This is a genomic window from Halalkalibacterium halodurans (genome assembly GCF_004376175.1).
Lineage (GTDB): Bacteria > Bacillota > Bacilli > Bacillales > Bacillaceae_D > Halalkalibacterium > Halalkalibacterium halodurans.
On the sequence record NZ_SNUY01000003.1, the window covers coordinates 68037 to 81149 of the forward strand.

Sequence of the window (13113 nt, forward strand, 5' to 3'; positions counted from 1 at the left end):
GTTGAAAATCAAGCCGCAAATTATCGGTTTGCCTCCATATAAGCCTGGAAAGCCGATGGAAGATGTGAAGCGAGAGCTCGGATTAGAGACTGTCGTCAAGCTCGCTTCAAATGAAAACCCGTTTGGTGCATCGCCGAAAGTAGCGGAAGCGATTCAGGAAGCGTTACATCATACGGCGATTTATCCTGATGGCTATGCGCGAACATTGCGGGATAAAGTTGCTCATTATGTAGGGGTAGCACCGGAAGAGCTTATTTTCGGAAATGGCTCCGATGAAGTCATTCAAATTTTATGTCGTGCGTTTTTGAATGAACAAACCAATACTGTTATGGCAGAACCGACCTTTTCTCAATATAAGTTAAACGCCGTCATTGAAGGAGCAGAGCTTCGCGAAGTTCCACTAAAAGATGGTGTCCATGATTTGGATGGGATGCTTGAGGTGATCGATGAAAACACGCGGATTGTCTGGGTATGCAACCCGAACAATCCGACCGGTACGTACGTTAGCGCTGAGGCGTTTCAGTCGTTTTTAGCCAAAGTTCCTGAGGATGTGCTCGTCGTTTCTGATGAGGCGTATGTGGAATATGTGACCGCAGATGATTATCCTGACACAGTTCCGATGATTCGTACGTACAAAAACCTAGTCGTGTTGCGCACATTTTCCAAAGTGTTCGGTCTAGCCGCTTTACGTATCGGATATGGCGTAGCCAATCAAGCACTCATTGAAAAAATTGAACCTGTTCGCCCACCTTTTAACAACAGCACGTTTTCGCAAGTGGCAGCTGTCGCCGCTTTAGAAGACGAAGCTTTCGTTCAATCGTCGGTGGAAAAAAACAACGAAGGGATGGTGCAGCTAACCGAATGGTGCTCACGTATGGGACTTGATTATTTCCCTTCGCAGACCAACTTTTTGCTTATTCATGTTAATCGTTCCAGTGATGACGTGTTTAATGCGATGTTGAAAAAAGGATACATTATTCGTTCTGGACGGGCGTTAGGTTATCCAGCCTGGATTCGTATAACGATTGGCTCAAAAGAACAAAACGACGGCTGTCTCGCAGCACTAGCTGATGTTTTAGCAGAGGAATTGACAACGCAACACCTGTCGTAAGGGTAGGAAAGAAACAGTCCCCCTTCTTCGCGGCAGTTAGGCGAGATCTTTTTCCAAAAAGGGGAGATCTCCCTTTTTCTGTTTTTTGGGTGAGAAAGGAGAGAACGTACATTGGCTCAACGTACAGTGTTCATTATTGGGCTTGGGTTGATCGGTGGTTCGATTGCCCTAGCGATTCGAAAAGAACACGATGTCAAAATGATCGGATTTGATGTCAATGAGCATCAAGTGAAAATGGCCCTCTCTCTAGGGGTCATTGACGAAGAAGCATCAACAATGGAAGAGGGAGCAAGCCAAGCCGATTTGATCGTGCTCGCCACACCTGTTGCTCGTACAACTAGAATTTTGCAACAATTGGCAAAGCTACCTTTGAAAGCAGATGCCATTGTCACCGATGTGGGAAGTACGAAAAAAGAAATCATGGAAGAAGCTCAGTTCCTTGAGGAGAAGAGAATTACTTTTATTGGTGGTCATCCGATGGCTGGTTCCCATAAAAGCGGAGTCGAGGCCGCGCGTGCCCATCTGTTCGAAAATGCTTTTTACATATTAACACCTTCAAAGGAGCTTACCGTAAAACCGATCATTCAATTGCAAAATTGGTTAAAAGGGACAAAAGCGAAGTTCATTGAAATGACACCGGATCAGCATGATCGCCTCGTAGGAGCCATCAGTCATTTTCCTCATATTGTTGCGGCCAGCTTGGTTCACCAAGTAGCCAAAATCGAAAGCGAAGACCCGATGGTTTCAAGACTTGCTGCAGGTGGCTTTCGTGATATTACAAGAATCGCTTCTGGTAGTCCGATCATGTGGCGGGACATCCTACTTCATAACAAAGATTCGCTCTTGCAATTGTTGGAAACTTGGGAGCGGGAAATGGAATTTGTTAAGCAGGTGATCGAAGAGGAGGACGAGGAGAAAATTCTTCAATATTTTCACGAAGCGAAGGTTTTTCGAGATGGTCTCCCGATTCATAAAAAGGGTGCCATCCCGTCGTTTTACGACTTGTATGTGGATGTTCCTGATCACCCAGGTGTGATCAGTGATGTGACTAGAATTTTAGCGAATGAAAAAATAAGCATTACCAACATTCGGATTCTTGAAACAAGGGAAGACATTATGGGGGTGCTTCGGTTGAGCTTCCGTTCTGAGGAAGATCGGGAACAGGCCAAACGCGTGTTGCAAGCAGAAATGTATGAAACTTATTTAATGTAAGGATGTGAGACAATGGAAAACAAAACAGTAACCCCTCATGCGAAAGGGCTAAAAGGTACGATTAAGGTTCCGGGAGATAAATCGATTTCCCACCGTGCGGTCATGTTTGGCGCACTCGCCAAAGGGACAACAACGGTAGAAGGGTTTCTACCAGGGGCTGATTGCTTAAGTACGATTTCTTGCTTCCAAAAATTAGGGGTATCGATCGAGCAAGCTGAAGAGCGAGTCACTGTAAAGGGAAAAGGCTGGGATGGTCTACGGGAGGCAAGCGATATTTTAGATGTGGGCAATTCAGGGACGACGACAAGGTTAATCCTCGGTATTTTATCTACTCTTCCGTTTCATTCGGTTATCATTGGCGATGAATCGATTGGCAAACGGCCAATGAAACGAGTCACAAAGCCATTAAAATCAATGGGCGCTCAAATTGACGGGCGCGACCATGGGAACTTAACGCCACTCTCGATTCGCGGGGGACAGCTAAAAGGGATTGATTTTCACTCGCCCGTTGCGAGCGCACAAATGAAATCTGCGATCCTTTTAGCTGGTTTGCGAGCGGAAGGGAAAACGAGTGTAACTGAGCCGGCGAAAACCCGGGATCATACGGAGCGAATGCTTGAAGCATTCGGAGTCAACATCGAAAAAGATGGGCTGACCGTGTCAATTGAGGGAGGACAAACGTTAACCGGACAGCATGTCGTTGTACCTGGTGATATTTCTTCTGCCGCCTTTTTCCTCGTAGCTGGTGCGATGGTACCACACAGTCGTATCACGTTAACGAATGTAGGGATCAATCCGACGCGAGCAGGCATTCTCGAAGTGCTCAAACAGATGGGAGCAACGTTGGCGATGGAGAATGAACGTGTGCAAGGCGGTGAGCCAGTGGCGGATTTGACGATTGAAACGTCAGTGCTACAAGGAGTTGAAATCGGGGGTGATATCATTCCGCGGTTAATTGACGAGATTCCAATCATTGCTGTCTTGGCCACCCAAGCGTCTGGGCGAACGGTCATTAAAGATGCGGAGGAGTTAAAAGTAAAAGAAACAAACCGAATTGATACGGTCGTTAGTGAACTTACAAAGCTCGGGGCATCGATCCATGCGACCGACGATGGAATGATCATCGAGGGGCCAACGCCATTAAAAGGAGGAGTGACTGTCTCGAGCCATGGCGATCATCGCATCGGCATGGCCATGGCGATCGCCGCTTTGCTTGCGGAGAAGCCGGTAACAGTTGAGGGGACAGAAGCGATTGCGGTTTCTTACCCGTCCTTTTTTGATCACCTAGATCGATTAAAATCGGAATAAGACATTAGGTGGTATACGTATTTGATGCGTGGCCACCTTTTTTCTTTGCAAACCTAGGTTTTCCTTCAAATTCACTACTAGACAAATTTATTTTAATTTTTTGAATGAACTTATTGACTTCTACCACCAATAAGTTATAATAAAGTCAGCGTATGGTTTCTCTCCACTCCTATCCATACTATACTCCTTATTAGCAATTTATTTGCTAAAGCTTAATTTGAAAGCGCTTCCGCTTTTAGGTTAAGCTCTTTTTTTGTTCTTTTTCCACGGCTCGATTCATAGCTTGTCTATAAGCAACGAATCGGGAGGGGAGTAATGGTGACATATGTCATTCAAGGCATTTTAAAAGAAGAAGAAGACCGGATGGTACGGCGCTCGTTTCTCATTAAAGGGAATGAGATTGCCTACGTAAATGGTCGCTTAGATAAGCTAACGTTCATACGGATGAACGGAGATCAGTTTTGCATGGCTCCAGGCCGTGTCATGAACAACGACGAATTAGAAACGAATTTGTCCATCTCCTCATTTAAGAAGACGTTAACTTCCATGATCGAAAAAGGGTGTACGTCGGTCGTTTACTTTGCTTCTGCGAACTATGAACGGCAATTGCCATTCGTCATCAAACAAGCGTACCATCGAATGAACAATTCGTTCATTGATTATGTCATAGGCTTGTCACTACCGGCACATTTACTCCGTCCCTCCGTCCTGAGATTTTGTAAAAAAGAAAAAATTCCTGTGCTACGATTTAGTCTTCAATCGATCGACGACTTGTATGACGTCCCATGGTCTCGCTTGCAGGACGTTCTTTATTCCTACCCTATCGTTCTTTTGCCGAATATGAACGAATTGCTGGAAGGTGAACGGAAGCTGGCGGAGGACCTTTGGGTCAGCTTGTGTGAAGCTCATCGGATTTATGGTACAACCCATCCACCGAACAGCCTAGAGGCATGGCCTAAAACCTTGTTAAAATTAGTCGGTCTGTATCCAAAGAAGGGGGAACTTCGGGTCGGTGGTGATGCGGATTACTTATTGTATTATGTGGCTAGGACAAACGCCACGCTTGCTGAGACGTGTGATCTTGATTATGATAGAGACAAGCCAAATGTCGTTGTGTTACGAGGGTCTGTGTTAAAAGCCAATGAGGTTACTTCCATTCGTCCGGGGGGTGGAAGGCGTATTCGCATCACCCGACCTGGTCAGTTTATTCCTGTCTCGGAAGCGAGTCATTGGGGTATGTAAGAATGAGGGCATGGCATCGTGAGAACGGTGCCTTTTCCTTTCTGTTTCCGCCGTTATTGGCGAGACACAAGTTTTTCTAATAATGAATAAACAAGTGATGAAGGCCAAAGAGGAGCGAATGGGATGAGATTGATTGAACAAGCGATTGAAAAAATTGAGAGTGGACAAGTGACAGAAGGATTGACTGCTTTAGAGGAAGCGGCGAAAACCGCTAACCATGAAATGAAATATACAGTTGCTGAAACGTATTATGAATTAGGTCACTTAGACAAAGCGCAAGCGATCATTGACGAGCTTTTAATGCTTTATCCAGATGAAGGGGGCTTGTATACATTTGCCGCCGAAATCCTCATTGATTTAAATAAAGAAGATGAAGCGATTGAGATGCTTAATGAGATTAAAGAGCAGGATCCCGCTTTTTTACAAGCGCAATTATTGCTTGCTGACCTTTATCAGCTCCAATCATTAGATGAGGTGGCGGAACAAAAGCTACTAAAGGCATACGAGGTAGCGCCGGATGAACCGATCATTTCTTTTGGCTTAGGGGAATTTTACTTAGAACGGGGAGACTATATAAAAAGCATCCCCCATTTAAAACGAGCTAAGCATGGTGGTTTAACAAATGATCAAGTGAATGTAAGTTTAAAGCTAGCGGAAGCCTACAGTGGTAGCGGGCAGTTTGAAGAAGCGCTGCCTCATTATGATGAGGGATTAAAACAGAAACTAGATCCTCATGGGTTGTTCGGATATGGGTACACAGCTTATTTATTAGGTGATTATGTCCTCGCGATTGAGCAATTTCAAGCATTGAAAGCATTAGATCCAGATTTTACGACCCTATACCCGTATTTGGCGAAGGCTTTAGAAGGGGAAAATCGTTTAGAGGAAGCAATGGATGTTTTAAAAGAGGGGATGATCGTGGATGAATACAACGAGACGCTCTACGTGCACGCAGGAAAGTTAAGCTTTAAAATGCAGCAACCGTCCAAAGGCGAAGCATTTTTACGAAAAACGATTGCCTTAAACCCAGCAAATGTTGAAGCAGTTCGGACCCTGGCAGCATACTTAAAACATGAAGGGCGATTTGAGGCGTTGGTAGAGCTGATCGAGCATGTGAAAGGGTATGGGGAGGAGGATCCGCTCTTTACATGGTATGAGGCAGCTGCTTTAAAAGAAGGAGACCAATTTAAAAAAGCTTATGAGCTTTATCAAGAAATCTCTGTTGCCTTCAGTGAAGATCCTGACTTTTTAGAGGAATATGGGGATTTCTTGCTCGAGTATGGCGATCGCGTGAAAGCGTTAGAACAATACCGAGCCGCTTTAACAGTAGACCCCCATCGTCTGCATGTAAAGGAACGGATTTATGAATTGGAGCTTCAAGGGGAAAATTAAAAAAAGTTAGAGGTATTTTCGTCGCCGAAGCCGAATGAATTATGGTAGGATGATATCAAAGGAAACGCCTGAACGTGCAAATGGCATTAGGAGGGGTATGGCGCATGGACGGCATTATTCCTGTTGTTGAAAAAAAGGATTTTTTGCGGTGGTTTTTAAAGGAGTTTACGTTGAAAAAGCGAGAATGTTCGTGGCTGCTTAATTATTTAATGAGCGATGATGATCTGATGGAGAACGTTCATTTTGTAGAAGAAGCAGAACGTTGTCCAAAAGCGCTTATTATGTCCACAAATGATGTGCATACAGTCCCTTTTTGTTTTCATAAGTATCAACAGGTCACAATGGATGCAGAAAAGGCGTTTCATGACATTCGCATGAATCCCGAGGAGGCGATCTACATCCAGCTTCATTTTTCCGGTGCAAAACATAACCCGAACTACATCGCCGTTTTAGAAGATAACCCGTACGTGCCTGAAAACGAGGATTTAATCGCAAAGCAGAAAAAACTGGCAGAGGCCTTTTTAGAAAGGTCCGTTCAGTCCTTTGAAGAAAAGGAGCTGCTTCGCCGAATCGATGAAGCGTTGGATGCGCGGGATAAAGAGACGTTCCTTACGTTCAGTCAACAATTGCAACATTTAAGACAACACTCTGATTAAAGGTTCTCCCCTTTGATCAGAGTTTTTCTGTTGATAAAGAAAGGATAATTGGAGATGCCTTTTCTTTTTTGTTTTTGAAAATATAGTGAAGATCGTTTCCCTGAAATAGTGGCTATGATATGGTTATATTGACAAACTACACGAAACCAAGCAAATTACGTTAGATAGGAGTTTGAACGGATGAAGTGGAATACGAATGATGTGGACGTTTATTTGCAAGAACAAGAGTACATTGATACGGCCGTCCTTTCTTTACTACCTGTTTCGTTTGCTGAGGATAAAAAGAGTAGATTGGAGCAATTTGAGTTTGCCTACACCCTTTCGAATGAAGTAGAGAAACAGTTTAAAGGAAGGATCGTCCAGTTTCCTTCCTTCACGTATCATGTCTCTGAGGAGCAAGAACAAGCAGTTGAGCGATTGCAAGTATGGTTAGATGATCTGAATACTCTTGGAATGAAGCATATTTTTTTAATTACGTCAGATAGTAATTGGAAAGGATACGAAAAAACCTGTGAGGAGAACGTAGAACTCGTTTGGGTGCCATCGATTCCTTTAGCCCATCTGGACGGGCAAGTGAAGCATAAAATCATCCAAGACCAATTGAACCAGCTGATCCCGATTATGACAAAGAAGTGGCAAAATCGGTAACAGTGCGAAGAGAGAATTCGTTTCATACCTTCACGCAATTGACAGTCGGTTCACGTTTTTGTAATATTGAGTATGTCCTAGTATGAATGTGTCTTACTTGTCCGTTTGGACTGAATTAGTATAGGTAGGGGGGGATATCAAGTGAGCGAAAGAGAGCACAAAGTTTCTCGCCGTCAGTTTCTTACGTATTCTTTAATGGGTGTCGGTGGATTTATGGCTGCTGCGGCGTCTTTGCCGATGGTACGGTTTGCCCTTGATCCAGCGCTAAAGGCTGGCGCAGAAACGGAGCTTCATTACATCTGTGATTTGGATGATTTGACAGAAGAACCACAATCTTTCAATTTGCAGTATGCACAGCAAGATGCATGGTATGAATCAGAAGCAAATCATACGGTCTACCTGTTTAGACATGGCGAAGAAGTGGTAGCCCTTTCATCCACATGTACGCACTTAGGGTGTACCGTTGCTTTTGGTACGAATGAAGATCATCCGGATCAGTTCTTCTGCCCTTGTCATTTCGGACGTTTCGAGAAGGACGGTACAAACGTTCCAAACTTGCCGCCTCAACGACCACTTGACCGTTATGAAGTATCGGTTGAAGATGGTAAAGTGTACCTCGGATCATTAATTCAAAACAGATAGGAGGGGGGTTCATAGATGTTACAGAGATTATACGACTGGATTGATGAGCGGTTTGATTTAACACCGATTTGGCGTGATATTGCGGACCATGAGGTACCAGAACACGTCAATCCTGCCCACCATTTCTCAGCCTTTGTCTACTGTTTCGGTGGCTTAACCTTTTTTGTAACCGTTATTCAAATTTTATCTGGAATGTTTTTAACGATGTACTACGTGCCAGATATTATCAATGCGTATCAATCGGTTGCATACTTACAAAACGAAGTGGCTTTTGGTGTCATCGTTCGTGGGATGCACCACTGGGGCGCAAGTCTTGTGATCGTGATGATGTTTTTACATACGTTACGTGTATTTTTCACGGGATCCTACAAGAAGCCTCGTGAGCTTAACTGGGTCATCGGGGTTCTTATTTTCTTCGTGATGCTCGGCTTAGGATTTACGGGATACTTGCTACCTTGGGATATGAAAGCTTATTTTGCCACAGTTGTAGGCTTGCAAATTGCTGAAAGTGTTCCGATTATTGGTGACTTTGCGAAAACGCTACTGGCCGGTGGAGAAATTATTGGTGCGTCGACGCTCGCTCGTTTCTTTGCGATTCACGTCTTCTTCCTACCAGCAGCCTTACTTGGTCTAATTGGTGTTCACTTTTATTTAATTCGAAAGCAAGGTATTTCTGGACCGTTGTAAGCCACCCCAACGATTTTTATCATTACGTTATAAAGGAGGGAATGTGGTGAAAAAAGGTAAAGGCTTAAAATTTGTAGGAGATTCCCGGTTAACGACGAAAGAACACCGGATGGCTAACGTGCCTAAAGATTATTCTGAATACCCAGGTAAGACCGAGGCGTTCTACCCGAACTTCCTCCTAAAAGAATGGATGGTCGGTGCCGTTTTCTTAACCGGATACTTGCTTTTAACAGTTGCTCATCCTGCGCCATTAGAGCGTATGGCTGATCCGACTGACTCAGGATATATTCCACTTCCTGACTGGTATTTCTTATTCTTATACCAGCTCTTGAAATACCCATTCGCATCTGGAGATTATAATGTTATCGGAACGGTTGTTATGCCTGGTCTTGCGTTTGGTGCCCTTCTGCTAGCACCGTGGCTAGACACTGGTAAGGAGCGCCGCCCGCTCCGTCGTCCGATTGCTTCAGGATTAATGCTCCTCGCGTTTGTGCTCATTGCCTATTTAACATGGGAATCGGTTGACCAGCATGACTGGGAAGCAGCTGCAAAGCAAGGGGAAATTGTTGAACAGGAAATCGATACAGAAGCGCAAGGATATGAGATTTACTCAAATCAACAGTCATGTATCGGCTGTCACGGAAACCAGCTTGAAGGTGGAGCTTCAGGTCCTAACTTAATCGAAAGTGAAATGACCGTCGACGAAATTAAAGAGGTCATTATTAACGGTCAAGGTGACATGCCTGGAGGAATGTTCGAAGGAACAGACGAAGAACTCCAGATTCTTGCAGAGTATATCGCCAACGATGGATTTGACCCAGAAGATTAATGGGATGAAAAGCTGACTGTCTCGTCAGCTTTTTTCTTTTTCACATGTTGTTACCGTTGTTATTGATAAAGGGGGAAGCATCTTCCATGTGGATCAAGCACCATTTGTTCTCATTTTTGGTCCGAAAAGACATACTTTGGGCACTGTTGGTCATCAACTTTCTCGGCACGATTTACGGTTACATATGGTACGCAGATCAGCTTGCGCAAACACCAGCGCATTTTTTGATTTTCGTTCCCGATAGTCCGACGGCTAGCTTATTTTTCGTCTTTGTGTTAATAGCTTTTTTACAGAGGAAAAATTGGTCCCTTTTTGAAGCATTTGCTGCTGTTACTTTAATAAAATATGGGATTTGGGCTGTGGCTATGATTCTCGCGGGTGCTGCCGCCGGCGATACGCTCAACTGGCAACATTACATGCTCATCTTCTCCCACGGCGGCATGGCGATCCAAGCATATTTGTATATGTCTTACTACCGCATCCGTTTGTGGCATCTTCTTGTCGTCTCTAGCTGGACGCTCTTGAACGATTATATTGATTACGCCCACCTTATGCATCCTTGGGTATCGAGACGGTTAAACGACTATGTGATTCCTGAAATTGCTATGTTTACCGTCGGGTTAAGCTTGTTTAGTATTTTATCTGTCTATTTCTTGTCGGTGCGGGGAAAGGCAGCGAAACGTTCACTAGAGTAATTCTAAGGAAGCAAGGCCTTCTTGTCCTTTTTTAGGTCTACTCTTGTCCACACCTACATAGGATGGGAGTAGATGAAGGAGGGACGATGGTATGCGTGTAGTAATAGCTGGTCTATGTTTCCTAGTTTTATTTCTCTCTCCCGTCCACCTAATGTACGGAGAATCAGATTCACAAGATACATGGAAAGAGTTGAACCGCACATCGGATCAAGTGCTACAACTTGTGAAGCAGGAAAAACTGGAAGAAGCCAAACAGCTGCTTGATTATTTTCAAACTCAGTTCGTCAAAGCGGATTATGAGGATCGTAAACTATCCATGACATCGCTTCGTACAGTGACGACTTCATATGAGCGAGCGAATCAGGCAGTGACGGCAACGAATATGGGACTTGATGAACGAATCAGGCATGTCACCGAATTTCGTCTTGTCGTCGATGCAATCGTGAGTGAGCACCATCCTTTATGGCTTCATTCTGAAACATCGATCATGCACGCGTTAACGCGAATGAAGGAAGCGATCCAGACGGAGGATCATCAAGGCTTCCAGCACCGTTTAAATGAATTTTTAAACCATTATCAAATGATCCGGCCCTCTTTGACGATTACATTGGAACCGGCCCATTTACAGCAAGTTGAATCACAGGTGAGCTACATGGAGAATTTTCGGATGGAACGATCGGCAGATGAAGTCGAAAACCATCTGAACCTTATGGAAGAAACGTTCACCGCTCTATTTGCTCAAGTGAAAGAGGATAGTGCTGATCCGTCTCTGCTTTGGGTAATGTTTACAATCGGGGGCATGATTATCGCTTCTTTATCGTACGCTGGCTGGAGAAAATACAAAGGGGAAAAGAGCAAAGTGAAAGTCAAAGAATAGTCACATTTTGCGTAGGCAAAAAGTTTGACATCATTTCACGCTTTTTCTATACTTAGAAGTAAGAAATGTTGAAAATAGAGGTGGTGCGACGAAATGGGTTTTTTGATTTACTTTGCGCTATTAATCATCATTCCGCTTTGGGCACAAATGAAAGTGAAAAGCGCCTACAAAAAGTATTCCAAGGTCCCTGCTTCATCAGGAATGACGGGAGCTCAAGTTGCTCGTAAAATTCTAGATGACAACGGGCTTTATGATGTCCGCGTGGAGGAAGTGCGTGGCACGTTAACAGACCATTACGATCCACGTGATCAAACGGTACGTCTCTCATCACAAAATTTCCACGGCACTTCGGTGGCCGGTGCGGCAGTAGCAGCTCACGAGGTTGGCCACGCCATTCAAGATGCCCATGACTACGCGTTTCTTCGCTTCCGTCACGCCCTTGTTCCAGTTGCCAATTTCGGCTCGAATTTTTCGTTCATCTTAATCATCGCTGGGATTCTTATGCAGGCGTCCGGCTTGCTCCTCCTAGGGATCGTCTTTATGGCAGCGGCGGTGCTGTTCCAGCTCGTTACCTTGCCAGTCGAGTTTGACGCGAGCAACCGGGCGATGAGCCAAATCGTCTCGGCAGGCGTCATCCGAAATGATGAAGAACGGGAAACACGGAAAGTGCTTAACGCTGCAGCGTTAACTTACGTAGCGGGCGCGTTAGTGGCTCTGTTAGAATTGGCTCGTTTTATCCTCATGTATATTGGGATGAACGACGACTAATGGTTCGGGTAAAAGCTTGAGTTCTGAATGGAACTCAAGCTTTTTTGTCATTTTAAACGCCGAGTGGTTTTTTGTTTTCATCTAGGGTAAAGCCTTCCCCGATCACATCTTGCACGTCGTTCACCGTAACGAAAGCCTGGGGATCGATTCGCTCTACTAACGACTTCAATCTAATTAATTCGTTTCGTCCTACGACGCAATATAAAATTTCCTTCTCCGTCCCGGTAAAGCTCCCTTTCCCTTTTAAAGTTGTCGCTCCTCGTTCCATCTCTTTTAAAATCGTATCGGCAATCGCTTCCGTATGCTCTGAAATAATAAAAGCAGCCTTCGCCGAATACGCCGTCTGCTGAATGAAATCAATCACCTTTGCGGCAATAAAAACAGCGAGCAATGTATACATCGCTTCTCGGTAGTTTAAATAGATGAGAGAGGAGGCGATGACGACGGCATCAAACATAAACATCGTTTTACCCATACTCCAGCCGAGGTAGCGAAATCCAAGTTTTGCAATGATATCGACACCGCCCGTTGTCCCACCAAAGCGAAACACAATCCCTAGTCCTGTTCCGACGAAAACACCAGCGAACAAGGCGGCCAGCGTCATGTCGTCATGTAAAGGAATGTCCATGAACTTCCAACGTTGAAACATCTCAAGGAAGACGGACACAGACACGGTGCCAATGATCGTGTAAATGAGGGTGACTCGGCCGAGAATTTTCCATCCGATTAGCAAAATAGGAATGTTTAGCACGAGATTCGTCACAGCGGGGTTGATTTGAAACATGAAATAGAGAATGAGGGTAATCCCAGTAAAGCCCCCTTCTGCTAAATTGTTTTCCATATTAAAATAAACAAGACCGAATGAAAAAATCGCGGAGCCTAAAAGAATGAAAACGATGTTTTTCCATTTTAATCGATAGGCCATAACGTGCTCCTTTCTTCCAACATGATAGCCTGCAATTACATATTTTAACGCAACGTGCGCCATTTCTAAAATCTTTTTTTTAAAAGGAATCAATTTCATAAAGCCTATCTCTTGAATCAGA

The 13113-nt window shown here is 44.4% G+C and carries 14 protein-coding genes; 13 read left to right on the forward strand and 1 reads right to left on the reverse strand.

Annotated elements, in window-relative coordinates; translation table 11 throughout:
• The first annotated feature begins 1 nt into the window (after position 1).
• The 13 genes from hisC to E2L07_RS01790 all read left to right on the forward strand — a co-directional run bounded on the left by hisC (position 2) and on the right by E2L07_RS01790 (position 12067).
• Positions 2 to 1111 (forward strand): histidinol-phosphate transaminase, encoded by a 1110-nt coding sequence (gene hisC, locus E2L07_RS01730; protein WP_053431348.1) that lies wholly within the window; start codon positions 2 to 4, stop codon positions 1109 to 1111.
• 111 nt (positions 1112 to 1222) lie between these two features.
• Positions 1223 to 2323 (forward strand): prephenate dehydrogenase, encoded by a 1101-nt coding sequence (locus E2L07_RS01735; RefSeq protein WP_053431347.1) that lies wholly within the window; start codon positions 1223 to 1225, stop codon positions 2321 to 2323.
• Positions 2324 to 2335: 12 nt separating this feature from the next.
• Positions 2336 to 3631: a 3-phosphoshikimate 1-carboxyvinyltransferase gene (aroA, locus tag E2L07_RS01740; protein WP_134228677.1), complete on the forward strand. Its 1296-nt coding sequence runs from the start codon at positions 2336 to 2338 to the stop codon at positions 3629 to 3631.
• A 315-nt stretch (positions 3632 to 3946) separates the two neighbouring features.
• The gene (locus E2L07_RS01745) at positions 3947 to 4873 is read left to right on the forward strand and encodes a hypothetical protein (RefSeq protein ID WP_010897830.1); all 927 of its coding nucleotides are present in this window, start codon (positions 3947 to 3949) and stop codon (positions 4871 to 4873) included.
• Positions 4874 to 4996: 123 nt separating this feature from the next.
• A complete protein-coding gene (locus tag E2L07_RS01750) occupies positions 4997 to 6265 on the forward strand; it encodes a tetratricopeptide repeat protein (protein ID WP_134228678.1) in 1269 nt (422 codons plus the stop codon).
• 104 nt (positions 6266 to 6369) lie between these two features.
• On the forward strand, positions 6370 to 6921 hold the full coding sequence (locus E2L07_RS01755) for a ReoY family proteolytic degradation factor (RefSeq protein ID WP_134228679.1): 552 nt from the start codon (positions 6370 to 6372) through the stop codon (positions 6919 to 6921).
• A gap of 180 nt (positions 6922 to 7101) precedes the next feature.
• Complete coding sequence (locus E2L07_RS01760; RefSeq protein ID WP_134228680.1) at positions 7102 to 7569, forward strand: YpiF family protein; 468 nt, start codon at positions 7102 to 7104, stop codon at positions 7567 to 7569.
• A 141-nt stretch (positions 7570 to 7710) separates the two neighbouring features.
• A complete protein-coding gene (locus tag E2L07_RS01765; protein ID WP_010897834.1) occupies positions 7711 to 8211 on the forward strand; it encodes a Rieske (2Fe-2S) protein in 501 nt (166 codons plus the stop codon).
• A gap of 15 nt (positions 8212 to 8226) precedes the next feature.
• Positions 8227 to 8898 carry a menaquinol-cytochrome c reductase cytochrome b subunit gene (gene qcrB, locus E2L07_RS01770; protein ID WP_010897835.1) on the forward strand — a complete coding sequence of 224 codons (672 nt, stop codon included), beginning with the start codon at positions 8227 to 8229 and terminating at the stop codon, positions 8896 to 8898.
• A 46-nt stretch (positions 8899 to 8944) separates the two neighbouring features.
• A complete protein-coding gene (locus E2L07_RS01775) occupies positions 8945 to 9727 on the forward strand; it encodes a menaquinol-cytochrome c reductase cytochrome b/c subunit (RefSeq protein ID WP_134228681.1) in 783 nt (260 codons plus the stop codon).
• 86 nt (positions 9728 to 9813) lie between these two features.
• On the forward strand, positions 9814 to 10422 hold the full coding sequence (locus E2L07_RS01780) for a DUF1405 domain-containing protein (protein ID WP_010897837.1): 609 nt from the start codon (positions 9814 to 9816) through the stop codon (positions 10420 to 10422).
• A 91-nt stretch (positions 10423 to 10513) separates the two neighbouring features.
• Positions 10514 to 11299: a sporulation protein YpjB gene (gene ypjB, locus E2L07_RS01785; protein ID WP_010897838.1), complete on the forward strand. Its 786-nt coding sequence runs from the start codon at positions 10514 to 10516 to the stop codon at positions 11297 to 11299.
• A gap of 93 nt (positions 11300 to 11392) precedes the next feature.
• On the forward strand, positions 11393 to 12067 hold the full coding sequence (locus E2L07_RS01790) for a zinc metallopeptidase (RefSeq protein ID WP_010897839.1): 675 nt from the start codon (positions 11393 to 11395) through the stop codon (positions 12065 to 12067).
• 52 nt (positions 12068 to 12119) lie between these two features.
• On the opposite strand, the gene E2L07_RS01795 is transcribed toward E2L07_RS01790, so the two are convergent.
• Positions 12120 to 12992 (reverse strand): YitT family protein, encoded by an 873-nt coding sequence (locus E2L07_RS01795; RefSeq protein WP_134228706.1) that lies wholly within the window; start codon positions 12990 to 12992, stop codon positions 12120 to 12122.
• Between the last annotated feature and the right edge of the window lie 121 nt (positions 12993 to 13113).

Bases quoted from the DNA above. Each gene is read 5' to 3' on its own strand.
- E2L07_RS01780 (WP_010897837.1), top strand. From the start codon at position 9,814: ATGTGGATCAAGCACCATTTGTTCTCATTTTTGGTCCGAAAAGACATA.
- qcrB (WP_010897835.1), top strand. From the start codon at position 8,227: ATGTTACAGAGATTATACGACTGGATTGATGAGCGGTTTGATTTAACA.
- aroA (WP_134228677.1), top strand. From the start codon at position 2,336: ATGGAAAACAAAACAGTAACCCCTCATGCGAAAGGGCTAAAAGGTACG.
- E2L07_RS01745 (WP_010897830.1), top strand. From the start codon at position 3,947: ATGGTGACATATGTCATTCAAGGCATTTTAAAAGAAGAAGAAGACCGG.
- E2L07_RS01750 (WP_134228678.1), top strand. From the start codon at position 4,997: ATGAGATTGATTGAACAAGCGATTGAAAAAATTGAGAGTGGACAAGTG.
- E2L07_RS01755 (WP_134228679.1), top strand. From the start codon at position 6,370: ATGGACGGCATTATTCCTGTTGTTGAAAAAAAGGATTTTTTGCGGTGG.
- E2L07_RS01790 (WP_010897839.1), top strand. From the start codon at position 11,393: ATGGGTTTTTTGATTTACTTTGCGCTATTAATCATCATTCCGCTTTGG.
- E2L07_RS01795 (WP_134228706.1), bottom strand. From the start codon at position 12,992: ATGGCCTATCGATTAAAATGGAAAAACATCGTTTTCATTCTTTTAGGC.
- ypjB (WP_010897838.1), top strand. From the start codon at position 10,514: ATGCGTGTAGTAATAGCTGGTCTATGTTTCCTAGTTTTATTTCTCTCT.
- E2L07_RS01760 (WP_134228680.1), top strand. From the start codon at position 7,102: ATGAAGTGGAATACGAATGATGTGGACGTTTATTTGCAAGAACAAGAG.